This window comes from Cronobacter malonaticus LMG 23826 (assembly GCF_001277215.2).
Taxonomy (GTDB): domain Bacteria; phylum Pseudomonadota; class Gammaproteobacteria; order Enterobacterales; family Enterobacteriaceae; genus Cronobacter; species Cronobacter malonaticus.
Map to the genome: position 1 here is coordinate 1,867,647 of NZ_CP013940.1, position 25,881 is coordinate 1,893,527.

General features: G+C 57.5%; 27 protein-coding genes. 16 read left to right on the forward strand and 11 right to left on the reverse strand.

The features are described 5' to 3' along the window. Positions 1-16: 16 nt before the first annotated feature. From AFK66_RS08935 to AFK66_RS08960, 6 genes are read left to right on the forward strand one after another with little or no spacing between them, the layout of a single operon-like run. Entirely contained in the window at positions 17-1,066 is a 1,050-nt protein-coding gene (locus tag AFK66_RS08935) for a D-guloside 3-dehydrogenase (RefSeq protein ID WP_023898619.1), read from the forward strand. A gap of 18 nt (positions 1,067-1,084) precedes the next feature. Next, positions 1,085-1,873, forward strand: coding sequence for a 3-dehydro-D-guloside 4-epimerase (locus AFK66_RS08940; RefSeq protein WP_007782115.1), 789 nt, complete (start codon positions 1,085-1,087; stop codon positions 1,871-1,873). Positions 1,874-1,888: 15 nt separating this feature from the next. After that, on the forward strand, positions 1,889-2,941 hold the full coding sequence (locus AFK66_RS08945) for a D-glucoside 3-dehydrogenase (RefSeq protein ID WP_007782118.1): 1,053 nt from the start codon (positions 1,889-1,891) through the stop codon (positions 2,939-2,941). Next, the gene (locus tag AFK66_RS08950; protein ID WP_023898621.1) at positions 2,938-5,181 is read left to right on the forward strand and encodes a glycoside hydrolase family 65 protein; all 2,244 of its coding nucleotides are present in this window, start codon (positions 2,938-2,940) and stop codon (positions 5,179-5,181) included. The genes AFK66_RS08945 and AFK66_RS08950 overlap by 4 nt, the downstream gene beginning before the upstream one ends. After that, positions 5,178-5,855, forward strand: coding sequence for a beta-phosphoglucomutase (gene pgmB, locus AFK66_RS08955; protein WP_023898622.1), 678 nt, complete (start codon positions 5,178-5,180; stop codon positions 5,853-5,855). The genes AFK66_RS08950 and pgmB overlap by 4 nt, the downstream gene beginning before the upstream one ends. 15 nt (positions 5,856-5,870) lie before the next feature. Continuing rightward, positions 5,871-6,953 (forward strand): ABC transporter ATP-binding protein, encoded by a 1,083-nt coding sequence (locus AFK66_RS08960; protein ID WP_023898623.1) that lies wholly within the window; start codon positions 5,871-5,873, stop codon positions 6,951-6,953. 50 nt (positions 6,954-7,003) lie between these two features. Here the strand turns inward: AFK66_RS08960 and AFK66_RS08965 are convergent, their stop codons facing one another. Further along, on the reverse strand, positions 7,004-7,996 hold the full coding sequence (locus AFK66_RS08965) for a LacI family DNA-binding transcriptional regulator (protein WP_023898624.1): 993 nt from the start codon (positions 7,994-7,996) through the stop codon (positions 7,004-7,006). Positions 7,997-8,158: 162 nt separating this feature from the next. Here AFK66_RS08965 and AFK66_RS08970 point away from each other — a divergent pair, with 162 nt between their 5' ends. The 3 genes from AFK66_RS08970 (at position 8,159) to tyrR (ending at position 12,316) form a co-directional block, all read left to right on the forward strand. Continuing rightward, positions 8,159-9,559: a YcjX family GTP-binding protein gene (locus tag AFK66_RS08970; RefSeq protein ID WP_202628961.1), complete on the forward strand. Its 1,401-nt coding sequence runs from the start codon at positions 8,159-8,161 to the stop codon at positions 9,557-9,559. After that, positions 9,556-10,605: a YcjF family protein gene (locus AFK66_RS08975; protein WP_007782139.1), complete on the forward strand. Its 1,050-nt coding sequence runs from the start codon at positions 9,556-9,558 to the stop codon at positions 10,603-10,605. Before AFK66_RS08970 ends, AFK66_RS08975 begins: the two co-directional genes overlap by 4 nt. Positions 10,606-10,753: 148 nt before the next feature. After that, complete coding sequence (gene tyrR, locus AFK66_RS08980) at positions 10,754-12,316, forward strand: transcriptional regulator TyrR (protein ID WP_007782141.1); 1,563 nt, start codon at positions 10,754-10,756, stop codon at positions 12,314-12,316. A 51-nt stretch (positions 12,317-12,367) separates the two neighbouring features. Here the strand turns inward: tyrR and tpx are convergent, their stop codons facing one another. Beyond that, positions 12,368-12,874, reverse strand: a complete 507-nt coding sequence (gene tpx, locus AFK66_RS08985; protein WP_004387306.1) for a thiol peroxidase — start codon at positions 12,872-12,874, stop codon at positions 12,368-12,370. Positions 12,875-13,010: 136 nt separating this feature from the next. On the opposite strand from tpx, the gene ycjG reads away from it, so the two are divergent. After that, positions 13,011-14,009: an L-Ala-D/L-Glu epimerase gene (gene ycjG, locus AFK66_RS08990; protein ID WP_007782143.1), complete on the forward strand. Its 999-nt coding sequence runs from the start codon at positions 13,011-13,013 to the stop codon at positions 14,007-14,009. On the opposite strand, the gene mpaA is transcribed toward ycjG, so the two are convergent. Continuing rightward, on the reverse strand, positions 13,991-14,713 hold the full coding sequence (gene mpaA / locus AFK66_RS08995; protein WP_023898629.1) for a murein tripeptide amidase MpaA: 723 nt from the start codon (positions 14,711-14,713) through the stop codon (positions 13,991-13,993). The genes ycjG and mpaA overlap by 19 nt on opposite strands. 244 nt (positions 14,714-14,957) lie before the next feature. On the opposite strand from mpaA, the gene AFK66_RS09000 reads away from it, so the two are divergent. Next, positions 14,958-16,574, forward strand: a complete 1,617-nt coding sequence (locus AFK66_RS09000; RefSeq protein WP_007782146.1) for a peptide ABC transporter substrate-binding protein — start codon at positions 14,958-14,960, stop codon at positions 16,572-16,574. A gap of 58 nt (positions 16,575-16,632) precedes the next feature. On the opposite strand, the gene AFK66_RS09005 is transcribed toward AFK66_RS09000, so the two are convergent. From AFK66_RS09005 to AFK66_RS09010, 3 genes are all read right to left on the reverse strand, one after another. Then, positions 16,633-17,073 carry a lysozyme inhibitor LprI family protein gene (locus tag AFK66_RS09005; RefSeq protein ID WP_007782150.1) on the reverse strand — a complete coding sequence of 147 codons (441 nt, stop codon included), beginning with the start codon at positions 17,071-17,073 and terminating at the stop codon, positions 16,633-16,635. Between the two features lie 116 nt (positions 17,074-17,189). After that, positions 17,190-17,525, reverse strand: a complete 336-nt coding sequence (gene iraM, locus AFK66_RS21380; RefSeq protein ID WP_023898631.1) for an anti-adapter protein IraM — start codon at positions 17,523-17,525, stop codon at positions 17,190-17,192. Positions 17,526-18,011: 486 nt separating this feature from the next. Further along, on the reverse strand, positions 18,012-18,593 hold the full coding sequence (locus tag AFK66_RS09010) for a hypothetical protein (RefSeq protein ID WP_007782152.1): 582 nt from the start codon (positions 18,591-18,593) through the stop codon (positions 18,012-18,014). A 239-nt stretch (positions 18,594-18,832) separates the two neighbouring features. Between AFK66_RS09010 and AFK66_RS09015 the strand changes: the two genes are divergently transcribed. Further along, positions 18,833-19,087, forward strand: coding sequence for a hypothetical protein (locus AFK66_RS09015; RefSeq protein WP_007782155.1), 255 nt, complete (start codon positions 18,833-18,835; stop codon positions 19,085-19,087). Between the two features lie 157 nt (positions 19,088-19,244). Here the strand turns inward: AFK66_RS09015 and AFK66_RS09020 are convergent, their stop codons facing one another. The 4 genes from AFK66_RS09020 to AFK66_RS09035 all read right to left on the reverse strand — a co-directional run bounded on the left by AFK66_RS09020 (position 19,245) and on the right by AFK66_RS09035 (position 22,751). Continuing rightward, positions 19,245-19,484, reverse strand: coding sequence for a con-10 family general stress protein (locus AFK66_RS09020; RefSeq protein ID WP_007782156.1), 240 nt, complete (start codon positions 19,482-19,484; stop codon positions 19,245-19,247). A 723-nt stretch (positions 19,485-20,207) separates the two neighbouring features. Then, on the reverse strand, positions 20,208-21,959 hold the full coding sequence (locus tag AFK66_RS09025) for an EAL domain-containing protein (protein WP_038882459.1): 1,752 nt from the start codon (positions 21,957-21,959) through the stop codon (positions 20,208-20,210). Positions 21,960-22,163: 204 nt separating this feature from the next. Then, complete coding sequence (locus AFK66_RS09030) at positions 22,164-22,355, reverse strand: hypothetical protein (protein WP_007782160.1); 192 nt, start codon at positions 22,353-22,355, stop codon at positions 22,164-22,166. Between the two features lie 72 nt (positions 22,356-22,427). Then, on the reverse strand, positions 22,428-22,751 hold the full coding sequence (locus tag AFK66_RS09035) for a hypothetical protein (RefSeq protein ID WP_032968039.1): 324 nt from the start codon (positions 22,749-22,751) through the stop codon (positions 22,428-22,430). Positions 22,752-22,952: 201 nt separating this feature from the next. Between AFK66_RS09035 and AFK66_RS21385 the strand changes: the two genes are divergently transcribed. The 4 genes from AFK66_RS21385 to ynaL all read left to right on the forward strand — a co-directional run bounded on the left by AFK66_RS21385 (position 22,953) and on the right by ynaL (position 24,897). Then, positions 22,953-23,126, forward strand: a complete 174-nt coding sequence (locus AFK66_RS21385; RefSeq protein WP_004387319.1) for a GhoT/OrtT family toxin — start codon at positions 22,953-22,955, stop codon at positions 23,124-23,126. Between the two features lie 78 nt (positions 23,127-23,204). Then, positions 23,205-23,408 (forward strand): hypothetical protein, encoded by a 204-nt coding sequence (locus AFK66_RS09040; RefSeq protein WP_007782166.1) that lies wholly within the window; start codon positions 23,205-23,207, stop codon positions 23,406-23,408. A 39-nt stretch (positions 23,409-23,447) separates the two neighbouring features. Next, positions 23,448-24,431 carry a zinc transporter ZntB gene (gene zntB / locus AFK66_RS09045; protein WP_023898634.1) on the forward strand — a complete coding sequence of 328 codons (984 nt, stop codon included), beginning with the start codon at positions 23,448-23,450 and terminating at the stop codon, positions 24,429-24,431. A gap of 316 nt (positions 24,432-24,747) precedes the next feature. Beyond that, positions 24,748-24,897: a proline-rich small protein YnaL gene (gene ynaL / locus AFK66_RS22625; RefSeq protein ID WP_004387322.1), complete on the forward strand. Its 150-nt coding sequence runs from the start codon at positions 24,748-24,750 to the stop codon at positions 24,895-24,897. Between the two features lie 39 nt (positions 24,898-24,936). Here the strand turns inward: ynaL and ttcA are convergent, their stop codons facing one another. After that, positions 24,937-25,869: a tRNA 2-thiocytidine(32) synthetase TtcA gene (gene ttcA / locus AFK66_RS09050; protein ID WP_007782174.1), complete on the reverse strand. Its 933-nt coding sequence runs from the start codon at positions 25,867-25,869 to the stop codon at positions 24,937-24,939. Positions 25,870-25,881: the final 12 nt, after the last annotated feature.

Consider the following 25,881-nt stretch of genomic DNA (forward strand, 5'->3'; position numbering starts at 1 on the left):
TTTCAGGGAGATAGTAATGAAAAAATTAGTGGCTCAGGCGCCGCGCGTGGCGGCGCTGGTGGAGTATCAGGACCGTGCAGTCGCGGATAATGAAGTAAAAATCCGCGTGCGCTTCGGCGCGCCGAAACACGGCACCGAAGTGGTGGATTTCCGCGCGGCCAGTCCGTTTATTGATGAAGAGTTTTCCAGCGAATGGCAGCTCTTTACGCCGCGCCCGGAGGGCGCACCGCGCGGCATTGAGTTCGGCAAATTCCAGCTCGGCAATATGGTGGTGGGCGAGATTATCGAGCGCGGCGCACGCGTCACCGGTTATGCCGTGGGCGATATGGTCTGCACCTATGGTCCGCTGATGGAAACCGTCATCGTTAACGCCGTGGATAACTATAAGCTTCGCAAAATGCCGCAGGGCGGCAGTTGGAAAAACGCCGTCTGCTATGACCCGGCGCAGTTCGCCATGAGCGGCGTGCGTGACGGCAACGTGCGCGTCGGCGATTTCGTCGTTGTGGTAGGTCTTGGCGCTATCGGGCAGATTGCCGTACAGCTGGCGAAAAAAGCGGGCGCGTCAGTGGTCATCGGCGTCGATCCTATTGAGCACCGCTGCACCATCGCGCGCCGTCATGGAGCGGACACCACCTTTAACCCCATTGGCGCGGACATCGGGCTTGAAATTAAAAAGCTCACCGGCAAACAGGGCGCGGACGTCATTATCGAAACCAGCGGCAACGCTGATGCGCTTCAGGCCGCGCTGCGCGGTATCGCCTACGGCGGCACCATCTCGTATGTGGCGTTCGCCAAGCCATTCACCAGCCTTAACTTCGGGCGCGAAGCGCACTTTAACAATGCGAAAATTGTCTTCTCCCGCGCGTGTAGCGAGCCGAACCCGGACTATCCGCGCTGGAGCCGCAAGCGTATCGAAGAGACCTGCTGGGAGCTGCTGATGAACGGCTATCTCAACTGCGAGGATCTGATTGACCCGGTCGTGCCTTTCGCACAGAGCGCCGAAAGCTACATGAAGTATGTCGACCAGCACCCGGAACTGAGCATCAAAATGGGCGTCACTTTTTAATTCACGGATGAAACAACAATGAAAATCGCAACGCAAAACCAGGCTTTTTTCCCGGAAAATCTTCTGGAGAAATTCCGCTACATCAAGGGAATGGGCTTTGACGGCTATGAAATCGACGGCAAGCTGCTGGTGGATAATCTCGCAGAGGTCAAAGCCGCGATTCAGGAAACCGGCCTGCCGGTGACGAGCGCCTGCGGTGGTTACGACGGCTGGATCGGCGACTTTATCGAGGAGCGCCGCCTGAACGGTCTTTCACAGATCACCCGCATTCTGGAGGCGCTGGCGGAAGTGGGCGGCAAAGGGATTGTGGTGCCTGCGGCCTGGGGGATGTTCACCTTCCGTCTGCCGCCGATGAAATCGCCGCGAAGCCTGGCGGGCGACAGAAAAGCGGTCAGCGATTCACTGCGCTATCTCGATGAGGTGGCGGCGCGTACCGGCACCACGGTTTTCCTTGAGCCGCTCAACCGCTATCAGGATCACATGATCAACACGCTCGCCGACGCGCGGCGCTATGTCGTTGAAGGCGGCCTGAAGCACGTCAAAATCATCGGCGATTTTTATCACATGAATATCGAGGAAGATAACCTCTGCAAGGCGTTCCACGATAACCGCGATCTCTTAGGCCACGTCCACATCGCCGACAATCATCGCTACCAGCCGGGCAGCGGGGCGATCGATTTTCACAGCGCGTTCGATCAACTGCGCGCCGACGGCTATGACGGCTATATCGTCTATGAATGCCGCATCCGGGCCGACGACCCGGCGCAGGCCTACCGGCAGTCGCTCGACTTCCTGCGTCAGTGTTAAGAGGCGGCGTGCGAAATGAGTGCTCATCAAACCTCGCCGCTGAAGGTGGCCATTATTGGTGCCGGTCAGGTGGCGGATAACGTTCATGCCTCGTTTTACCGCACGCGTGAAGAGGTGCAACTGGTGGCTGTCTGCGACAGCCGCCCTGAACAGGCGCAGGCGTTCGCAGAACGCCACGCCATCAGGCACGTTTTCACGGATGTCCCCACGCTGCTGGCAGAGGCGCGCCCCGATGTGGTCAGCGTCTGCTCGCCAAACCGTTTTCATCATGAACATGTGATGCAGGCGCTGGCAGCAGGCTGTCACGTGATGTGTGAAAAGCCGCCCGCCATGACGCCTGAACAGGCTAACGAGATGCGTCTGGCCGCCCGGCGGGCCGGTAAAGTGCTGGCCTACGATTTTCATCATCGCTTCGCGCACGATACGCAACTGCTGCGCGAACAGGTAGCAAGCGGCACGCTCGGAGACGTGTATGTCACCAACGCGCGGGCGCTACGACGCTGCGGCGTGCCAGGCTGGGGCGTGTTTACCAACAAAGCGCTACAGGGTGGCGGGCCGCTTATCGACATCGGCATTCATATGCTGGATGCCGCGCTGTTTGTGCTCGGGTTTCCGCAGGTATCTCGCGTGACGGCGCACACGTTCCAGAAGCTTGGCACCACCAAAAGCAGCGGTCAGTTTGGCCGCTGGGACCCACAACAGTACTCGGTAGAAGACGCGCTGTTCGCCACGCTGGAGTTTGCCAGCGGCAATATCCTGCGGCTCGAAACCTCGTTTGCGCTCAATATCGCCCCGCAGTCGCTGATGAACGTGGAATTCTGCGGCGACAAAGCGGGTGCGACGCTCTTTCCGGCGCACATTTATCAGGACTGCGACGGCGAGCTGCTGACGTTAATGCAGCGCGAAAAGGCAGACGATCGACGTCACCAGCGCAGCATGGAAGCGTTTCTTGACTGTGTGCAGGGAAAACCTGCACCAATTGCCGACGGCGAGCAGGGCTGGCAGATCCAGCGGCTGGTGGCGGCTATCTATCAGGCGGCAGAAACAGGGACGTGTGTCGAGCTATGAATCCATTAACCACGCTTGTCGAGGCGCGCTTCGATCCGCATTATCACAATAAATACGCCACGCTGATGGCCGCCGGTAACGGCGCGCTGGGCGTGCGCGCCACGCATGAAGAAGCCTATACCACCCAGACGCGCGGCATGCTTTTCGCCGGGCTTTACCACCGGGCTGGCGAGGGCGAAACCACAGAACTGGTCAATCTGCCAGATCTGGTTGGAATGGACATTGAGCTTAACGGCGAAATTTTCAGCCTGCTCAGCGGCGAAATACTGAGCTATCGCCGCGAGCTATGCTTTGCGACCGGCGAGCTGACGCGCACCGTCGAGTGGCGTTCGCCACGCGGGCAGCGTTTTATGCTCAAAAGCGAGCGCTTTGTCTCGGAAACGCGGCTTGGGCTGTTCTGCCTGCGGCTCGCCATTACGCCTGTTGATAGTGCGGCCACCGTGCGCGTGGCGACGGGCATCGACGCCACGCAGACCAATAGCGGGCGTCAGCACCTGGCTGAGCGTGAACTCCGCGTTTTTGACAACAGCTACCTTCAGGCGCGCTATCGCACACTCGATAACGTCTCGGATGTGACGCTGGGTTGCGCCTGTCGGGTGAGCCCGCAGGCGCAGGTGAGTTTCTCGGCGAAAAACCGTCGGCTGTTGCAGCACAGCCAGCAAACGCTTGTTGCGGGCGAAAGCTTCACGCTTGAGAAATGCGCCTGGGTCAGCGCGTCGCTTGACGCGCCGGATGATAGCGCGGCAGCGACGGCGCTGGCTGCGCTCCGTGAATGCGCCACAATGGGTTATGACGGACTGCTGGCGGAATCCTCAGCGGCCCGTCGCGTCTGGTGGCAACAGGCGCGCGTCGAGGTCGAAAGCGATAGCCGTCAGGATCAGCAGGCGCTCGATTTCGCGCTTTATCATCTGCATGACATGACGCCGCGCCACGACGAGCGCAGCAGCATCGCCGCCAAAGGTCTGACCGGCGAAGGCTATAAAGGACATGTGTTCTGGGATACGGAAGTTTTCCTGCTGCCGTTTCATCTGCATACCGCGCCAGCGGTCGCGCGCCAGCTTCTGCGCTACCGCTGGCTGAATCTTGCCGGCGCGAAGCGTAAGGCCGCGCGCGGCGGCTGGCAGGGGGCGCTGTTTCCGTGGGAGAGCGCGCGCAGCGGCGAGGAAGAGACGCCCGAATTCGCGGCGATCAACATCCGCACCGGCCTGCGCCAGAAGGTGGCGTCTGCGCTTGCCGAGCATCATCTGGTGGCGGATATCGCCTGGGCGGTGGCGGCGTACTGGCAGGCGTCGGGTGACGATGTGTTTATGGCGCACGAAGGCCGCGAACTGCTGGAAGAGACCGCGCGCTTCTGGTTGAGTCGCGCACAGACGGTGAACGGGCGGCTGGAATTGCATGACGTGATTGGCCCGGACGAATACACCGAGCACATCAATAACAACGCTTATACCAGTTATCTGGCGCACCATAATGTCGCGCTGGCGCGGGATATCCGCCGCCGCTTCGGTATGCCGGACGACGCGTTTACGGCGCAGTGCGACGATTTTCTCGCGCGGCTGTATCTGCCCGGTACGCGTGAAGATGGCGTGATCCCGCAAGACGACTCGTTCTTCAGCAAACCGACTCTCGATCTCACGCGCTATCGCGCAAGCGCGGGCAGCCAGTCAGTGTTGCTGGATTACTCGCGGGCGGAAGTGAACGAGATGCAGATTCTTAAGCAGGCGGATGTCGTGATGCTGCTCTACATGCTGCCGTGGCGGTTCGATAACGCGACGGCGGCTGCGAATCTCGACTACTACGAGCCGCGCACTATTCATGACTCTTCACTGAGTAAAGCCATCCACGGCATTGTCGCGGCCCGTTGCGGGCGACGCGATGAGGCGTATCGTTTCTGGCGCGCAGGCTGTGAGATCGATCTCGGCGATGCGCCGCACAGCAGCGACGACGGCATTCACGCGGCAGCGACTGGCGCTATCTGGCTAGGCGCGGTACAGGGTTTCGCAGGGATCAGCGTCAAAGCCGGGGAACTTCACGTGACGCCGTCACTCCCTCGCGCATGGCGTCGGCTGGCGTTTCCCTTCTGCTGGCAGGGGCAGCAGCTTCATTTTGAGATAACCCAGGCGTCGCTGACGGTCAGAAGCGATCGCGCCGTCAGGTTATTGGTTAACAATACGGCAGTGGAGATTGAAGGTGAGTGGACGTTCTCCCTGTCAGCAGACGAACGCAGGGAGGCGAAATGAAACCGGACGCCGTAATTTTCGATCTCGATGGCGTGATTACCGACACCGCTCACCTGCATTTTGTGGCCTGGCGCAAGGTGGCGGCAGAGGTGGGGATCGCTATCGACGAGCAGTTTAACCAGCAGCTAAAAGGCATCAGCCGGATGGGCTCGCTGGAGCGTATTCTCGCCTGGGGCGGGAAAGCGAATGTATTCAGCGAGGCGGAAAAAGCGTCACTCGCCACGCGCAAAAACGCGCTTTACGTTGAATCATTACGCACGCTGACGCCGCAGGCAGTGCTGCCGGGCATCGCGTCGCTGCTGGCGGCGCTGCGCCAGGAGGGTATCGGTATCGGGCTGGCATCGGTGTCGCTCAACGCGCCTGCAATTTTACAGGCGCTGGGCCTTGCCGCGCAGTTTGACTTCTGCGCCGACGCCGCAAGGCTTATGCACTCCAAGCCCGACCCGGAGATATTTCTTGCCGCCTGCGCCGGGCTTGGCGTGGCGGCGGCGCGTTGTATCGGCGTGGAGGATGCGCAGGCGGGTATCGATGCTATCAACGCCTGCGGTATGGCGTCCGTAGGCATCGGCGAAGGGCTTTGCGGCGCGCAGCTGCGGCTGGATAACACCGCGCAGCTCACCTGGCCGCGGCTACACGCGCTCTGGAATCAACAACAGCGCGCCGCGGCGCGCTGACAACAAGGACAGATTATGGCTCAACTCTCTCTACAACATATTCAGAAGATTTATGACAACCAGGTTCACGTCGTTAAAGACTTCAATCTGGAGATTGCCGATAAAGAGTTTATCGTCTTTGTCGGGCCGTCAGGCTGCGGGAAATCCACCACGCTGCGTATGATCGCGGGCCTTGAGGCTATCAGCGGCGGCGATTTGCTGATTGATGGCGTGCGGATGAACGACGTGCCAGCCAAAGCGCGCAATATCGCGATGGTGTTCCAGAACTACGCGCTGTATCCGCATATGACGGTCTATGACAACATGGCGTTCGGCCTGAAGATGCAGAAGGTGTCGCCTGCGATTATTGAAGAGCGCGTCGCCTGGGCGGCGCAAATTCTCGGGCTGAAAGAGTATCTGAAGCGCAAACCGGGTGCGCTTTCCGGCGGCCAGCGTCAGCGCGTGGCGCTGGGGCGCGCGATTGTCCGCGAGGCGGGTGTCTTTCTGATGGATGAACCGCTCTCGAATCTCGATGCCAAACTGCGCGTCCAGATGCGTGCTGAGATAAGCAAGCTGCACCAGAAGCTTAACACTACCATGATCTACGTGACTCACGATCAGACTGAAGCGATGACGATGGCAACCCGCATCGTGATTATGAAAGACGGGATTGTGCAGCAGGTCGGCGCGCCGAAAGAGGTCTATAACCATCCGGCGAATATGTTTGTGGCCGGTTTTATCGGCTCGCCCGCGATGAATTTTATTCGCGGGGCTATCGACGGCGACTATTTCGTGACGGAAACGCTGAGGCTGCCGCTGCCGGAAAATAAACTCGCGCGTCTCAATGACAGCGACTATCAACGCAAAGGCGTGGTATTAGGCATTCGCCCGGAAGATATTTTCCCCGGCGTTACCGGCGATGACGCCGTTGAAGCGAAAATTGCCGTTGCAGAATTAACGGGCGCGGAATTTATGCTTTACGCCACGGTGGGTGGGCATGAAATGGTGGTGCGTGCAGGCGCGGATAAAGATTATCAGGCCGACCAGCGTATTAATATCGCCTTTGATATGAAGAAATGCCACGTCTTCGACAGCGAGACGGAAGCCGCGATCGCCTGAGTTTCATACCGATGAAAAATAAGCTCTGCCTGTAGCGGAGCTTATTTTTTTCAGATAATCGTTGTAGGAATTAACGTACGAGGCGGAACAGATTCACCGGCGATACGGGAGAATAACAACGCGCTGCTGACATCGCCTAATTGTCGGGTGGGAACGTTAATACCTCCGGGCGGTGGAGTGAGCAGGAAAGAGAGCGTTTCGTTGCTATACCCAACCACTGTCAGCGCGTCCGGGATCGCGATGCCGCGCTCGGCGGCGGCGCGGTAGACGCTCATCAGTTTCAGGCTGTCGGTGGCGAAGACCGCATCGGGCGGTTTGGGCAGCGCCAGCAGGCGACGCGCCGCATCCAGCGCGCTCTCCTGGGTATAACCGCCATCGACCACCAGCGCGGCGTCGTCAGGCCGCTGATGCTTCGCCAGGCTTGCCCGAAACCCGGCCAGACGGTCGACCGAGACGTGATAATCCAGCGGCGCGTGCACACAGGCGATACGCTGGCAACCTTTCGCGACAAGCGTATCGGTCAGCGCGATGCTGTCGTGATAATTATCGGTATCGACGGAGGCGATATGCTGATAATCCCCTGCGACTTTACCGATGACTATCACCGGAATAGCGCATTCATCAAGCCTTTCGAAAAAGGTTTCATCGGCTGGCGCGCTCAACATAATAATACCCTTAATCATTTTCTGACGAATACGCGTCAGGCATTTCTGTAAATCATCTTCACTGTTACGGGACGTCTGAAGAATAACGTCGAAGCCGGTTTCTTCCGCGCGCGCCATAATCGCATGCAGCACTTCCGAGAAAAAAGGATTACCGGCCGTGGTTTTGGTCGAGCGTGCGGAAATCACCATAATAGCGTCGAAACCGGAGGAGGTGAGCGCGCGCGCCATTTTATTCGGCTGATAGTTTAATTCTTCAATCGCTTTTAATACCCGCTCGCGCGCAGCATCGGAAATATTGGTCTGATTATTCAGAACGCGCGATACCGTCGATTTGGAAACTTTTGCCACGCGGGCAATATCGTAAATGGTCGGGGACATTCGACCGTGCTCCATTACATCGCTTCAACAAAATTATCTTACTGAAGCCCCGCAGCAGTGTCCATGCGCCATGTTTTTGTAAATCGGCGTCAGCGGGGCTTGAATCGCCGCGCCCGGACCTTACTGTTATTATCAGAGGATATAAACGCATCGGGCAGGGATATGATTAAACAACTTCAGAGTGAAATGCAGGCGCTGATGAATCGCAGCGTCGACAGGCATTTGCGCCTCGCGGTAACCGGGCTTAGCCGTAGCGGGAAAACCGCCTTTATTACTGCGCTGGTGAATCAGTTGCTATCTGTTAACAGCGGGGCGCGGCTGCCGCTCTTTTCGCCGGTGCGCGAAGAACGGCTGCTCGGCGTGCGCCGCGTGCCGCAGCAGGATATGGGCGTCGCGCGTTTTACCTATGACGAAGGGCTGGCGCAGCTTTTCGGTACGCCGCCCGCGTGGCCGACGCCGACGCGCGGCGTGAGTGAGATCCGTCTCGCGCTGCGCTATCGCTCGCGAGAATCGCTGCTGCGCCATTTTAAAGATACCTCCACGCTCTATCTCGATATTGTCGATTACCCCGGTGAATGGCTGCTCGACCTGCCCATGCTGGCGCAGGACTATCTCACCTGGTCGCGGCAGATGACGGGCCTGCTGCAGGGCGACAGGGCCGTCTGGGCGCAGCGCTGGCGGAGCCTGTGCGAAGGGCTGGATCCGCTGGCGCCGGGCGATGAAAAGCGTCTGGCGGAGATAGCGGAAGCCTGGACCGACTACCTGATGCAGTGTAAACGCGAAGGGCTGCACTTTATCCAGCCGGGGCGTTTTGTGCTGCCGGGCGATCTGGCGGGCGCGCCGGTGTTGCAGTTCTTCCCGTGGCCAGGTGTGGATGAAGTTGGCGAGACAAAACTGGCGCAGGCGGGCAAACAGACCAATATCGGCATGCTGCGCGAGCGCTACCAGTACTACTGCGAAAAGGTGGTTAAAGGTTTTTACCGGGAGCATTTTGTGCGTTTCGACCGCCAGATAGTGCTGGTGGATTGCCTTCAGCCGCTCAACAGCGGGCCGCAGGCGTTTAACGATATGCGCCTTGCGCTGACGCAACTGATGCAAAGCTTTCATTACGGCCAGCGCACGCTGTTCCGCCGTCTCTTTTCCCCGGTGATCGACAAACTGCTGTTCGCCGCCACCAAAGCGGATCACGTCACGCACGATCAGCATGCGAATCTGGTGTCGCTGCTCTCGCAACTGGTGCAGGAGGCGTGGCAGAACGCCGCGTTTGAAGGTATCGAGATGGACTGCACGGGCATCGCCTCTATACAGGCGACAGAAAGCGGCATGGTGGAAAGCCGCGGCGAAAGCGTGCCGGCGCTGCGCGGCAACCGCTTAAGCGACGGCGCGCCGCTGACCATTTACCCTGGCGATGTGCCGGCGCGGCTGCCGGGCAGCGCGTTCTGGCAGCAGCAGGGTTTTCAGTTTGAAGCCTTTCGTCCGCGCGTGATGGACGTTGACCGGCCGCTGCCGCATATCCGCCTGGACGCGGTGCTGGAATTTTTAACAGGAGATAAGCTGCGATGAGCGAGATTAAACCGCGCCGCGAATTTGACGAGCCGCTGCGCCCGGAAGAAGGCCCGACGCTTCGCGCCACCCAGGCATTTGACGAGGCGCAGGCGTTTGTACCGGCCGTTGAGGAAGAGACGCTGAACGCAGATGCGCCCGAGCGTGTGGTGGAGAACGCGCTCAAACCCCGGCGCAGCCTGTGGCGGCGCATGGTGGTGGCCGGGCTTGGCCTGTTTGGCGTAAGCGTTGTGGCGCAGGGCGTGCAGTGGGCGACAAACGCCTGGTACACGCGCGACTGGATAGCGCTTGGCGGCTGCGTCGCCGGTGGGCTGATTGTGGCGGCGGGCGTGGGTGCGATCGCGAGCGAATGGCGGCGGCTTTATCGCCTGCGCGAACGCGCAGAGGAGCGCGACGAGGCGCGCGAGCTGCTGGCAAGCCACGGCAGCGGCAAGGCGCGCGCGTTTTGTGAAAAGCTGGCGAGCCAGGCGGGGCTGACGCAGGGGCATCCGGCGCTGGCGCGCTGGCATGCCGCGATCCATGAAACCCACAGCGATCGCGAAGTGGTGACGCTTTACGCGCATATCGTCCAGCCGGTGCTGGACAGCCAGGCCCGCAGCGCTATCAGCCGCTCGGCGGCCGAATCAACGCTGATGATTGCGGTGAGCCCGCTGGCTCTGGTGGATATGGCGTTTATCGCCTGGCGCAACCTGCGGCTGGTCAACCGTATCGCGACGATCTACGGCATTGAACTCGGTTACTACAGCCGCATTCGTCTGTTTCGTCTGGTATTGCTCAATATGGCTTTCGCGGGCGCGAGCGAAATGGTGCGCGAAGTCGGCCTTGACTGGATGTCACAGGATCTTGCCGCGCGCGTCTCCGCCCGCGTGGCGCAGGGGCTGGGCGCGGGGCTGCTGACCGCGCGTCTTGGCGTAAAGGCGATGGAGCTGTGCCGTCCGCTGCCCTGGACGGAAGACGACAAGCCGCGCCTGGGCGATTTCCGCCGCCAGCTGTTGAGTGAAGTTAAAGCCACGCTGCAAAAACAGAAGCGTGAGCGCGAAGAGTAACCCCAACGGCGTTATGCCTGCTCAGGTTTACAGCATGACGCCGCATTTTTCCGCACTCTGTCAATTTTTGTTGACAGACTACTCCCCCGGTTGCGGCAACTGAAGTATCATCTCGCCATTCGTTGGATCAATGCGTGAAGGTGCTGCCATGCGTCTTGAAGTGTTTTGTGAGGACCGCCTCGGTCTGACCCGTGAGTTGCTCGATCTCCTGGTGCTGCGCAGTATCGATTTACGTGGTATCGAGATAGACCCGATCGGGCGAATCTATCTCAATTTTTCCACGCTGGAATTTAACGCCTTCAGTAGCCTGATGGCGGAAATCCGCCGTATTCCCGGCGTTACCGACGTGCGCACCGTGCCGTGGATGCCCTCCGAGCGTGAACACCGTTCGCTGAGCGCGCTGCTGGAAGCGCTGCCGGAGCCGGTGTTTTCGGTGGATATGAAAAGCAAAATCGAGCTGGCGAACCCGGCGAGCTGCGCGCTGTTCGGCCAGAATGAAGCGCGCCTGCGCAACCATAACGCCGCGAGCCTTATCAGCGGTTTCAACTTTCAGCGCTGGCTGGAGAGCAGCCCGACGGCGTCCCATACCGAACACGTGGTGATTAACGGCCAGGATTTTGTACTCGAGATCACGCCGGTGCATCTGGAAGAAGAGAGCGGCAGCAGCGTGCTGACCGGCGCGGTCGCGATGCTGCGCTCAACCGTGCGCATGGGCCGCCAGTTGCAGAACCTGACCAGCCTCGATCTGCACGCGTTCAGCCATATCATCGCGGTCAGCCCGCGCATGAAACAGGTGGTGGATCAGGCGCGCAAACTGGCGATGCTGAACGCGCCGCTGCTCATCACCGGCGACACCGGCACCGGTAAAGATCTGCTGGCGCACGCCTGCCATCTGGCAAGCCCGCGCGCCGACAAGCCCTATCTGGCGCTGAACTGCGCGTCCATTCCGGAAGATGTGGTGGAGAGCGAGCTGTTCGGTCACGCGCCGGGCGCTTACGCCAATGCCCATGAGGGGAAAAAAGGCTTCTTCGAACAGGCTAACGGCGGCTCGGTGCTGCTCGATGAAATTGGCGAGATGTCGCCGCGTATGCAGGCCAAGCTGCTGCGCTTTCTCAATGACGGCACGTTCCGTCGGGTGGGCGAAGAGCATGAGGTGCATGTGGATGTGCGCGTTATCTGCGCGACGCAGAAAAATCTCGTGGAACTGGTGCAAAAAGGCGCGTTTCGCGAAGATCTTTTCTACCGCCTCAACGTGCTGACGCTGAATCTGCCGCCGCTGCGCGACCGCCCGCAGGACATCATGCCGCTGACGGAGATGTTCGTGGCGCGCTTTGCCGATGAACAGGGCGTGCCGCGCCCGAAACTGGCAGGCGATCTCGGCCAGGTGCTGACCCGCTACGGCTGGCCAGGCAACGTGCGCCAGCTGAAAAACGCGATTTACCGCGCGCTCACGCAGCTTGAGGGTTATGAACTGCGCCCGCAGGACATCCTGCTGCCGGATTTCGACGCCGCCGCGCTGCCGGTGGGCGAAGAGGCGATGGAAGGCTCGCTTGACGACATAACACGCCGTTTCGAGCGCTCGGTGCTGACGCAGCTTTATCGCAGCTATCCAAGTACCCGTAAGCTCGCCAAACGGCTCGGCGTCTCACATACGGCCATCGCCAATAAACTTCGTGAATATGGCTTAAGCCAGCGCAAGGGCGAAGAGTAACGCCGCAAACAAAAAAGCCTCCGCATGCGGAGGCTTTTTTTATCGGACGAATTACGCTTTCAGTGCGTTAAGCGCCGCGTCGTAGTTCGGCTCGTGGGTGATTTCATTCACCAGCTCGCTGAACACGATTTCATCGTTCTCATTCAGGACCAGCACCGCGCGAGCGGTCAGACCTTTCAGCGCGCCTTCTTCGATGCCCACGCCATATTCTTTGGCGAATTCCGGGTTACGCAGCGTGGAGAGCGTGATGACATTGCTCAGGCCTTCCGCGCCGCAGAAGCGGGACTGCGCGAACGGCAGGTCGGCGGAAACGCACAGCACAACGGTGTTTTCCATGCCGGTCGCCAGCTGGTTGAATTTGCGCACGGACGCCGCGCAAACGCCGGTGTCGATGCTCGGGAAAATGTTCAGTACTTTACGCTTACCGGCAAACTGGCTCAGCGAAACGTCAGACAGATCTTTTGCCACCAGGCTGAACGGCGCCGCTTTGCTGCCTGCCTGCGGGATCTGACCCACCACGGAAACCGGATTGCCCTGGAAATAGACGATTTGTGACATAGTTATCTTCCTGTTTACATATAGTTAACGTCGCCGCTAGTGTATGTGATCCCGCGGGGGATGAATATAAAAAACTGTCCCGGCAGGCTAACTTTCCAGTCGCTATACTGAGGCAAAGCCCGTTGCGAGGAAAATAATGAGAAGCGTAAAAGTGTATCAGGAAGCCTGGCCGCTCCATTCGCCGTTTGTGATTGCCCGCGGCAGCCGCAGTGAAGCGGTGGTGGTTGTGGTGGAGCTGGAAGAAGAGGGCGTCAGGGCGCTGGGCGAATGCACGCCGTATCCGCGCTACGGTGAGAGCGCAGCCTCGGTAATGGCGCAAATCATGACTGTTGTGCCACAGCTCGAAGCCGGGCTGGATCGGGCCGGGCTGCAGAAATTGCTGCCAGCAGGTGCCGCGCGTAACGCCGTCGACTGTGCGCTCTGGGATCTTGAGGCGCGCCGCGCGGGCGAAACGCTTGAGGCCTTTTTACAGGTCACGCTGCCGGAACAGCACACTACCGCCCAGACGGTCGTATTAGGCGCGCCGGAACAGATGGCGAGCAACGCCGCGCTGCTGTGGGAAAAGGGCGCACGGCTGCTGAAAATCAAACTCGACGACACGTTTATTACCGAGCGGATGGTCGCCATTCGCGGTGCGGTGCCGGAGGCGACGCTGATTGTCGATGCTAACGAATCCTGGCATGCGGAAGGGCTGGCGGCGCGCTGTCAGCTGCTGGCGGACCTCGGCGTGCAGATGCTGGAACAGCCGCTGCCGGCGTCTGACGATCGGGCGCTGGAGAACTTTATTCATCCGCTGTCCATCTGCGCCGATGAGAGCTGTCACGCGCGCGGCAGCCTGAAGACGCTCGCCGGGCGCTACGAGATGATCAACATCAAGCTCGATAAAACCGGCGGGCTGACGGAGGCGCTGGCGCTCGCGCGCCAGGCGACGGAGGAAGGATTCGGCCTGATGCTCGGCTGTATGCTCTGCACCTCACGCGCCATCGGTGCCGCGCTGCCGCTGATCCCGCAAATGCGCTTTACCGATCTCGACGGCCCCACGTGGCTTGCGGTGGATGTGGAGCCTCCCTTACGTTTTACGCCCGGCCAGCTCTATCTTCATTCTGACGTCGGCCCTCAGCTTTCGTCGTCGTAATGCAGCAATGCGGTCATCGCCGCCAGATAGCGCTCGGTGGCGTCGTCGGCGGAGATGGCCGGAAACTCGGCGGTAATGCAGATTAACCCCAGATCCGCGCACCAGCTGCCAAACGATCCGGGCGTCTCATAACCGACGCTGGTGACGTGCGGCAGGCCGAACGCGTCGGCGAGCCAGCGGCCAAGCGGAGTCTGCTGCGGATCTTCTATACAGCCTAACGGGTCGTGAAACGAGACCACCCAGGCGGGTTTTAGCTGATGAATTAACTGGCACAGCGCGGCGGTTTCCGGCTCCGAACCCGGCTTTTCGCCGGTGGAGAGCGTCACGTCGCGCGCTTCTGCCGCACTGTTCCAGCGATAGACGGTTTCGCCCGGCTGCCAGTTGGCCGCCGGAAAATTGCGGTTGAGATCGACGCCGCGGGCGTTGGCGCGCAGGCCGAGCTGACAGCCGTCCGGGTTGACCGCCAGCACCACGTGATGCCGCCGGTGCGTTGGCTCCAGCGTACGCAGCGCGCAGGAGAGCGTCACCAGCGCCGCGTTTTCATCACCGTGGGTGCCTGCGATGATAAGTCCCGGCGCGCGCTGCGCCTCCGGGGCCGGGAACCAGAGCAGCGGCGCGCCGAGCGCCGATTCGCCATAACGCAGGGCGTCGTCAGGTAAAGCGCCGCGCCGGGCGCGCGGTCGAAGCGGAGTCAGCGTGTTCATTGTGGGTCGCCATGAAAGGGTGATTACAGGAGTGTTGACGACATTTGGCCGAAATTCAACAGCCTGACGGTAGCCTGCGTCGTGCGCGCTATTTAAACGCTCAGACATTAACACTTTGATCTGACGCGGGGTTTGCACGCAAAATCGCGCCCACGGGTTTGCAATTTATATTCATCCAACAAATAATTCCCCGACAGCGCCCGGAGAGAGCGGTTCGGCGCGGGACCACGAGAACGAGGACCTCATGAAAATTCCTGTAAGCTTTACTCTTAGCGCATTATGGGTCGCGACCGCGCTGACCGGCGCGTTTGCCGCCGATGTGCCGCCAGGCACGGCGCTTGCCGAACACCAGACGCTGGTCCGCCATCTGAAAGATGAACCCGCCTCGCTGGATCCGGCGAAAGCGGTAGGGCTGCCGGAGATCCAGGTGCTGCGCGATCTCTTTGAAGGGCTGGTGAACCAGAATGAAAAAGGCGAACTGGTGCCGGGTGTGGCCACGCAGTGGCAGACCAACGATAACCGCATCTGGACGTTTACGCTTCGCGACAACGCGAAATGGTCCGACGGCACGTCGGTAACAGCGCAGGATTTTGTCTACAGCTGGCAGCGTATGGTCGACCCGAAAACCACCTCTCCATTCGCCTGGTTCTTTGCGCTGGCGGGTATCGCCAACGCGCAGGCGATTATCGACGGTAAACAGGCGCCTGCACAGCTTGGCGTCAGCGCGCCGGATGCGCATACGCTGAAAGTCACTCTCGATAAACCGCTGCCGTGGTTCCCGTCGCTTGCCGCCAACGCGGCGCTCTATCCTGTGCAAAAAGCGAACGTGGAGCAGGGCGGCGACTGGACGCGCCCCGGTAAGCTGGTGGGTAACGGCGCGTTTGTGCTGAAAGACCGCGTGGTCAACGAAAAGCTGGTGCTGACGCCAAACACGCACTACTGGGATAACGCGAAAACCGTGCTGACGCAGGTGACGTTTTTACCGGTCAATCAGGAATCCGCCGCTACCAAGCGCTATCTCGCGAATGATATCGACATCACGGAATCCTTCCCGAAAAATCTCTATCAGAAGTTGAAAAAAGAGATCCCCGATCAGGTCTTCACACCGCCGCAGCTTGGCACTTATTACTATGCATTTAACACGCAGAAAGGCCCGACGGCGGACCCGCGCGTGCGTCTCGCGCTCAGCATGACTATCGACCGCCGCCTGATGGCTGAAAAAGTGCTCGGCACCGGCGAGAAACCGGCCTGGCGTTTTACGCCGGACGTGACCGCAGGCTTTACGCCCGCGCCGTCAGAGTGGGAGCAGATGAGCCAGCAGGAGCTTAACGCGCAGGCGAAAACGCTGCTTCAGGCGGCGGGTTACGGCCCGGCGCGTCCGCTCAACCTGACGCTGCTCTATAACACGTCTGAAAACCACCAGAAAATCGCCATCGCCGTGGCGTCGATGTGGAAAAAGAATCTTGGCGTGGATGTGAAGCTGAAAAATCAGGAGTGGAAAACCTATATCGACAGCCGCAATACCGGGAATTTCGATGTGATCCGCGCCTCGTGGGTGGGAGATTATAACGAGCCGTCAACGTTTCTTTCGCTTCTGACTTCCACCCACAGCGGGAATATTTCGCGCTTTAAAAACCCGGACTACGACAAAGTGCTGCAACAGGCCGCACAGGAGAATTCCCCCAAAGCGCGTAATGCCGATTACAACAGCGCCGAGAGGATCATCTCAACCCAGGCACCGATTGCGCCGATTTATCAGTACACCAATGGCCGGTTAATTAAGCCGTGGCTAAAAGGCTACCCGATTAATAACCCGGAAGATGTGGCCTACAGCCGCACCATGTATATCCTTAAGCATTAACGCATGTCCGGCGCTGCCCCCGTGGCAGGCGCCGGAAACGTTTTGCTTCAATCTGCCGTTACTTTTCCGCTTCCGGGTGAATGAGCGCCAGTTCCTGCTCGCGGCGCTGGTTCATATTAATGACGCAGCTTAACGCGTGGGCGGCAAGCCACGGCGTACCCGCGGCCGAGGCGCTCGCTGCCGTACAGAAGGCGTCTCGCGCCGCCGTCCACTGCTGCTGACTTATTTTTAACGCCTCGACCATCTGGGTGCGCCGTGCCTCGTCGCCCTGCGGCCAGCGGGTATAGTCGAAGTTCTGTAGCTCAGTGACTTTGGCATTGAACGCCTGTTTAAGCGCATTATCTGAGGCCAGCCCCGCCGCTTCGAGACATTCACCGCTGTTTTCGCCCGTCTGTTGAGTGCAGGCATCGGTTGCCGCGCTGCGCGTAATCTCATCCGCCTGAGCGCACAGCGGATTTAACGCCAGCATCAGCAGCGCACTATTTATCAGGTTTTTCACAAGAGTGAATTCCGGTCTGAGGAAAGATAAAGACGCGTCACGTCGTCACCAGGCGGCGTGTTTGTGAGTATTTTCCCATGCCTGACAGGAAAATACTATGCGAAAGGCCTTACTGGTCAGTGCTTTTGAAACGGGCAATAAAGCAGTTTGCATTTACGGCGATAACCACACCGGCCCACGCTTTGCCGGTGATTACCCGCGCAATGCGCATTACTGTTCACGATAGTTTGCCAGAAGCGTGCGTTATAAACGGTGGTGCGGTACAGAGTAAGCTCGACGGGGTGATTATTAACGGTAATGGATGCGCCATTAATAGACAATGTATCGCCAGATGATAAATAAAACGTCGCCTTATACCAGAGAATAAGTTTAAAAGATTGTTGCGATGAAATTAAGGTAAATACAGAATTGGTGTCGGTGCTTACTACTGAATCAACCACCCGCCAGTTCATTCGACTCTCCATATGATTTCGCGTGCTTAATTGGCGTGCGCATCGGTTAATGATGCCGGTAGTTCAATTGTAACGTGTGAAAAGTAAATTTTTGCGAGGAAACGACGGGGAGTGAAGAGGAAAGTAAAGAAACATCATATATGCTGAACAATTATTGCTGTTTTTCATGTCTTTATAATTTAAAATCGTAATTGTCACAATCTGATTAAATTGATATGAAAATAGTTTCAGTGCGACAATAATAAAAATTAGAAGCGAATTTCGGATGGCCTTTCTGAAAAACCGAAGTGAGTTATCAATTGCATACCAACTGGTCAAATTCTGCATAGAAATTCATTTTCGCTGGTGTAACGCTATTGTGAAAAAAATTTAACTTAAGGAATGTGCTTGTTTGATCAAAAAATGATCACCCGAGGCGCTTCAGGTGCAGCGGAAAGCTATCCATACGCCTGATGACGGCTCAGGCGCTACCGGCCTGCCCGTTATTCAAAGCGCGCTTAACTGGCGATAGAGGGCACCTGCATTTTTATCCAGTTGGGGAAAAAGACTTTGCGGCCAGAGGTCGGGAAGGGTGTCGCTGTAAGCCAGCGCGACAAATTTTTCAGGCTCGCTGACGCTGTAGCTGAAACTCGAAAAGGTGGTGGCGGTTTTGACTTCCACATCCGCAAGTTGCGGCGTAGCGCCATCGCTGATGCGCCAGACATACAGCAGTTCTACATCACGAATGCTCATTTCACTCATCACGCGGGCCACATCGTCACGATGCGCTTTGCGCCAGCGTAAAGTCGTGTTTTGTTTGACCATCTCATTACTGTGCGTGCGAAATTTATCGGTCAGTATGGCCAGCTCCGTTTCGGGAAGCTTACAGGAGTAGAGCACGACATCGCGCCCGGCGGCATCTTCAAAGGAGCGCCAGGCACCCTGTTCGCAATCGGTTCGTGATTCAAAGGCCTGGCCGATGGAGGATTCCCCGGCGCTGAGGGCTTTCACCTGGTCGATGCTGTCCGCATCACACCCCTGCAATAAAAACACTGCCCCGACGACTGCTATCAGGCCGGACCGTTTCATCTCACTCTCCCTTTTCCTGAAGCGCGATGGCACGCATCCCCGCTTCAGGTGTGATGGTTAGCTGGTGTGGCGTAGCTGGTGTCAGCCGCACGTTACTGCTTTTATACATATCAGTTATCGGCCGCGTTTCGTATCGCTTTAATTTTATTAGTGAAGTCTGTAAAGCTTGCCATGGGCAAATCACAGGAACAACGGGCGTGGGCTACACTTAGCTTGTCTCAGCCATTCGGGGAGCCGATATGCCTTCTATCCAGCTGCATCTGAAAGACCGCCCGGAAGTAGATTTTACCGCCAGCTACAGCGTGAGTGAACCCGACACCGTTACCGGGGAAACAATAAAAACGTTTGAGATCGATAAATCGCAGGAAATAAGCGCTTTCGCCACGCTGCGTGAGGGGGATCGTCTCTGCGTGGTGTTGCCAAGCGGGGAGGCGCAGGAGGTGTTTTTAGCGCAGGAATCGCCAGAGAGCTATCTTTTCACCAGCCGGGCATAAACCACAGGCCTGCTAACCGGCCGGGAGAACACGAAAAAAACGTAAAAAGGAGAGCATTACGCTCTCCTTTATATTTCATGATGCTAAAAGCGTACCCGTTCAATGATGACCCTGCGGTGTCATGCAGGAAAGTTACGCTTTAGTGCTGGCACGCGGATCAGGAACGTCCGCCGCCGTGGCTGTTTTCACCGCCTTTGCGCCCCGCTTCAGAGGCGCGTTCCCGGTCATTTTTAAAATTACCCCCGCTCTGCTGGCCACCTTTATGGCCCGCTTCGGCTGCACGTTCCGGGTCGTTTTTAAAATTACCGCTGCTATGCTGGCCCCCTTTCTGGCCTGCTTCAGACGCACGCTGACGATCCTCTGCAAAATTACCTGAACCACCACGATGCTGAGTCATATCATTCTCCTCATGTTGTTGGTCGTACTTATTACAGCAGTGCGTGACTGCTATCGAAAAGGTATTGGTAACTGTAGATAAAGTGTTTTTATCCTGCAAGCCGTGAAGGCGACAAAAATAACGAAATTCAGAAAACTGTCTGAATTGTGGTTGAATTTTATTGTCCTTTCACTTTGTATTTTTGGTGCATTTACGGTTCGCCTGGTTTGATTTTTTAATTAAAATACGAAGCGGTGGTATAAATAATAATCACAATATTTAGCCAGTAATAAAATGAATATTATGAAAAATATCGTCATATTTTGACGTATTTATTTTGGACACGACTGACGTCACATTCAGGCCCGACGTGCAACGACTCGCAAGCGGTGGAGGCAAAGGCCGGGAGACCACGGGGTACGGGCAACAAGGGCGGTACGGCAGAAAAGGGGTTCATCCATGAACCCTGTTTCCCTGGTGATGGCAAAGCATGCCTCAGCTATCGCCAAGGTCTGAAATAAGCGTAGACGGGAAATATTGCGACACATAATTATTTTTTATTTTAAGTGTTTTCTGGTGCAGTTTAGCGGAAAACCATCAATTAAAATGTATTAATAATACACACTTGAATAAGTTAAATGTGTTGTAATGATAAACCACAGATATAAGGTGGTTATCAGGAAAGGCGTTGTTCTTGTGAAAGATAAACGGTTTCCGGTGTTTTTATTCACCGGAAACCGAGAGTTATATCCACTGTGCGATATATTCCGGCTCCACCGGACGCGAGAAGAAATAGCCCTGTGCTTCATCACAGCCAAACTCCAGCAGCAGACGCGCGGTCTCGGCATCCTCCACGCCTTCCGCCAGCACTACGTAATCCAGCTCTTTCAGCATCTGGATAACGTTACGCACGATAATCTGGCTGCTGCGCTCCTGCGCGATGCTGGATGTGAGCGAGCGGTCGAGCTTGATGATGTCGATAGGGATGCGGCGCAGGTAGTTGATGTTGCTGTAGCCCGCGCCAAAGTCGTCCAGCAGGATCTTAAAGCCGCGTAGTTTGAGCATATCCATCTCGCAGAGCGCGGTTTCGCTCTCCAGCGCTTTTTCGGTTTCCAGACATTCGATTCGAATATCGTTGGTCGAAAGCCCGGCGCGCAGTACACGCTCTTCCAGCGCGTCGGCAAACCCGCTTCGGGAGAGATCGCTAACGCTGATATTGACGGACAACGGCAGGGTGATCCCCTCTTTGCGCCATTTCTGGAGCTGTTGGAGCGCAGCGCCAATCACCCATTGCGTTATCTCTTCCATCAGACTGGTATTTTGCGCCAGCGGAATAAACACTCCCGGTGGGATATCCCCGCGCGTCGGATGACGCCAGCGGAGCAGCGCTTCCGCGCCGACCGCCCGGTTCGTGCTGAGTTTGATTTTTGGCTGATACATCAGATAGAGGCCGCGGTTTTTGGCGATGCTCTCACTGAGATCGTGCAGCAGCTGGAAATCGACGTTGCGCTTCTCATCGCGCTTAGCGTCAAAAACCATATGACGCTTGTTAAGCCAGATGGCTTCATGCAGCGCGCTGATGGCGCGACGCAGCGCCTCGTTGGGCGAGGTTTTCTCGGGCTGCCAGGCCACTTCGCCCGCGAAAATATTCAGCCGTATATTAATGCCCTGCAACATCCGCGCGTTAACCACCGGCAGTACCGCGGCGTTACGGCGAATGGCTTTCTGGTTGCGCGTTTTAAGGAGCAGCGCGTAGCGGCCTGTCGCCACGTTATAGAGCACCGTCTCGTTTTTCAGGCGCAGCTTCATGCGCAGCAGCGGGCCGAGATCGTTAAGCAGCGTCTCCAGCGCCGGCATACCGAGCGAACGCGCCAGCTCATACGCGGTCGGCATGTCGATGCAGTCGAAAATCATCAGCGTATAGCGCTCGGTGCTGCCGCTGGCGGAAAGCCGTTCCATATCAGCCAGCAGTTTCTGGCAGTTAGGGAGGCGGGTCACCGGGTCTAAAAAGCCGACCGCGTTTAAGGTCTCAAGCCAGGCACCGGTCAGCCCGGCGATAAGCGTGAGCGTGCGGGCGCGCTCCTCGTCAAACAGCTGCGCCACGGTATCTGTCATGCCGATGGTGCCGGTCAGGGTGCCGTCGCGCGTGCGCAGCGGCGCCAGGGCGTAGAAACGCAGATCCGGGGAGGCAGCGGCCAGCGGATGCAGACGCGCCTGCGCATCCAGCGCCGTGTCACAGCACCAGACCGGCTCGTTGTGCGTACATAACGACTGCGTCAAAACCGACGCGTCGATTTGCAACGGTTCAGGATGCGCGAGATGCACCGGCAGGCCCGCTTTATCCACCACGGCGATAAAACAGCCAGGAATGCCGAGCGCAAGGCTTGCAAGCCTCGCAAATTGCAGCAGTACCGGGTCCTGATGCCCGTGATTTCCCCGGAGCATATCCAGGGCTGCCATGCGTCTGGCATCTTTTCTGTCGATGTGGCTAAACATAAGGGGTGCTACCTTTAAGCACGGCTTCTTTTATGGCGCGAGCGCCTCGGGCTTTGACTGTCAACGCGGGCGTTGTGTTATCTGCATCATCGGCAAGGGCGCGCGGAGCTTTAACGCTAAGCGCGCGTTCACCCTAAATTGCCAGGCGGATACGGCGTGAGGGGTTACGTCAACGCGCCCGGTAAAATTGTGCGTCAGGCAGGGTCAGAAATAGCGGCGCGCTGGCCACTTCATACACGCAAAACACCACCAGGCGACGATATTGAGGCCAGGCAGCGTCAGCAATAGCGCCATCGACCAGCCGAAGCCTGCGCGCGTGGCGATTTTGTAAGAAGGGATAAAAATCAGCAGCCAGACCGTAAAGGCCAGCGCCAGCGTGGGTATTCCAGGCAGCATAGGTTCTTCCCCGTCCATTTTCAGAAGGTTATCGGCAGGGCAGGGAATAAGTTGAGAATTTTCTGAAAGCTGTCAGCGAACGGCGAGAACCGTCAGCGGCGCGCGCAGCATGGTGAAAAGCTGAAACTGACTGGCGTCGGAGACATCGCGCAGCACATCGCCATTGCGATAGACCAGATTTTTGATATGCCCGAGCTGGCGCCAGACCACAATCGCCGAGGCGATAAGCGAACAGTTCTGTTCCGTCTGAATACACTCAAGCGTCGCGTACTGGGAATCATCCAGTTGATTAATAAAGACCTGTAGCGCATCAGCGGGAATAATGGCTTTAATGTCATCAAGCATAACGTCGCTGACGGTGTGGGAAAGACGTAACGTAACGCGCGGGGTTCTCATTGCGGTAGGTCGGCCCTGACTTGTTAAATTTATAAGCAGGATTACGTTAACACATCACGTGCAGATTTGATTCATCCTCTTTTATGGCGAGAGAAGGGTGAAGCAGATCAACTTTTTCTGTGGAATGGCCTTAACTGATACTTGATCTGCGTCATAAAAAATCGCATATTGCGACCGCATTCTCAGTATGGATACGCAATCATGACGCTCTATCAACATATGCTCGTGTTTTACGCCGTCATGGCGGCAATCGCGGCGCTCATTACCTTTTTTATCGCCAAAGACAAAACCAGCATTAAGCTGCTTTGCGCGACGCTTATCGGCGCGACCTGGCCGATGAGTTTCCCTGTCGCCCTGCTGGTGGCGCTGTTTTAATCCTCAAAGGCATCGCTTCGGCTTGAAATTCCTGCGCAATGTATCACCATAAAGCCAGTTGAATCACCGGAGCGAACGATGCTGCCTGAAAATTACCCCTCCCGCACCGATGCGGAAAAACGCCTGCTGGCGGTCAATGCCGCCCTTGAACTGATCAAAGCCTCTGTGGCGGCCCCGAATGGTTATGAAGGGCGCGATAAGCTTGCCAAAGATATCGAATATACCCGTCACCACCTGGCTGAACTGGCTGACGCCATCCAGGCGGCGCTGGAAAGCCGTTAAGCGTACACGGCGATTTTGAACTGAACATCAGGAGACGCGATGGAGGCCATTAAAGGCTCTGAAGTCAATGTGCCGGACGCGGTCATCGCCTGGCTGCTGGATGGCCGCGGTGGTGTGAAGCCGTTGCAGGATGACGCTATTATCGATAAAGACCAGCCCTGCTGGCTGCATCTGAATTATGCCAACCCGGAGAGCGCGCAGTGGCTCGCTGAGACGCCGCTGCTACCAAACCTGGTGCGTGACGCGCTGGCGGGCGAAAGTTTGCGCCCACGCGTGACGCGCATGGGCGACGGTACGCTGATTACGCTGCGCTGCATCAACGGCAGCACCGACGAGCGACCCGATCAGCTGGTGGCGATGCGGCTCTATATCGATGAACGGCTTATCGTCTCCACGCGCCAGCGTAAAGTGCTGGCGCTTGACGATATCATTCACGACCTCAACGAGGGCAGCGGCCCGGCGGATGTCGGCGGCTGGCTGGTGGACGCCTGCGACGCGCTGACCGATCACGCCAGCGAATTTATCGAAGAGCTGCACGATAAAATCATCGATCTCGAAGACAATCTGCTGGAAGAGATCGTGCCGCCGCGCGGCGTGCTGGCGCTGCTGCGCAAGCAGTTGATTGTAATGCGCCGCTACATGTCGCCGCAGCGCGATGTTTTTTCTCGCCTCGCCAGCGAGCGTTTTAGCTGGATGACGGACGATCACCGCCGCCGGATGCAGGATATCGCCGACCGTCTTGGCCGCGGACTGGATGAGATCGACGCCTGTATCGCGCGTACTGCGGTGATGTCCGACGAGATTTCCCAGACGATGCAGGAATCGCTGTCGCGCCGCAGTTATACGATGTCGCTGATGGCGATGGTCTTTTTGCCCAGCACGTTTCTCACTGGCCTGTTTGGCGTCAACCTCGGCGGTATTCCCGGCGGCGGATGGCACCTCGGGTTCAGCGTGTTTTGCGTGGCGCTGGTGTTGCTGATTGGTGGTGTTACGTGGTGGTTACATCGAAGTAAATGGTTGTAAAAAAACGCCTTTCAACCGCGCCATTGCAGTAAAAACACCCACGAGTTTGAGCGATATCAAAAAATGCCGGGCGGTTTCGCGGCATCATTCTTGTCGCAGGTGAATGCAACGTCAAGCGATGGGCGTTGCGCTCCATATTGTCTTACTTCCTTTTTTGAATTACTGCATAGCACAATTGATTCGTACGATGCCGGCTTAATTAAGTCGGCTTTTTTTTGCCCGTTTCTTGTGGTCTGATCCGCGCGCCGCCGCGCTTTTCCCTTCTGTGACGCATCTTCTACGCTTAAGGTATCTGCCACGTAAAGAGGAAGCGACTATGCAGCATCTGTATCAGACCCGCATGAGCGATCCGGTGCCCATCGATCCCGTACCGGTGCCGGACCCGATCCCAACGCCGCAGCCCGTGCCCGATCCGCCATCGCCCGACCCGCGTCCTATCGACGACCCACCGCCGCATATGCGTTAAGCGCGCAAAAAAAAGCCCTCCGCGGGGAGGGCATCAGGCTTATTTGATTTCCAGCACGTCGAGGCGCTGCATCGGCGGGGCCTCTTCATCTTCCGGCGCCCAGCCTGCGGGCTTCATCGGGATCTCTTCACGGTCGAACGCCAGATCGCCGCCGTTCACCACTTCAGAGCCGTGATGAATGCCTTTGAAATCGAACAGTTCGGTGTCGCACAGGTGCGACGGCACCACATTCTGCATCGCGCTGAACATGGTTTCGATACGGCCCGGATAACGTTTATCCCAGTCGCGAAGCATATCGGCGATCACCTGACGCTGCAGGTTGGGCTGCGAGCCGCACAGGTTGCACGGGATAATCGGGAAACCTTTCGCCTGCGAGAAACGCTCAATGTCTTTTTCACGGCAGTAGGCGAGCGGGCGAATCACGATGTGCTTACCGTCGTCGCTCATCAGCTTCGGCGGCATGCCTTTCATTTTGCCGCCGTAAAACATGTTCAGGAACAGCGTTTGCAGAATGTCGTCACGGTGATGGCCGAGCGCGATTTTGGTCGCGCCAAGCTCGGTGGCGGTGCGGTAAAGAATGCCGCGACGCAGACGCGAGCAGAGCGAGCAGGTGGTTTTCCCCTCCGGGATCTTCTCTTTGACGATCCCATAGGTATTTTCCTCAACGATTTTATATTCCACGCCAAGTGATGACAGATACTCCGGCAGAATATGCTCCGGGAAACCCGGCTGTTTCTGGTCGAGGTTTACCGCCACCAGCGAAAAGTTAACCGGCGCGCTCTGCTGCAAATTGCGCAGAATTTCCAGCATCGTGTAGCTGTCTTTACCGCCGGAGAGGCAGACCATAATCCGATCGCCTTCTTCAATCATATTGTAATCGGCGATGGCCTCCCCGACATTGCGGCGCAGGCGCTTCTGCAATTTGTTGAGGTTGTACTGCTCTTTTTTACTAATTTCTTGAATTTCAGACATTTAAAAGTGGCT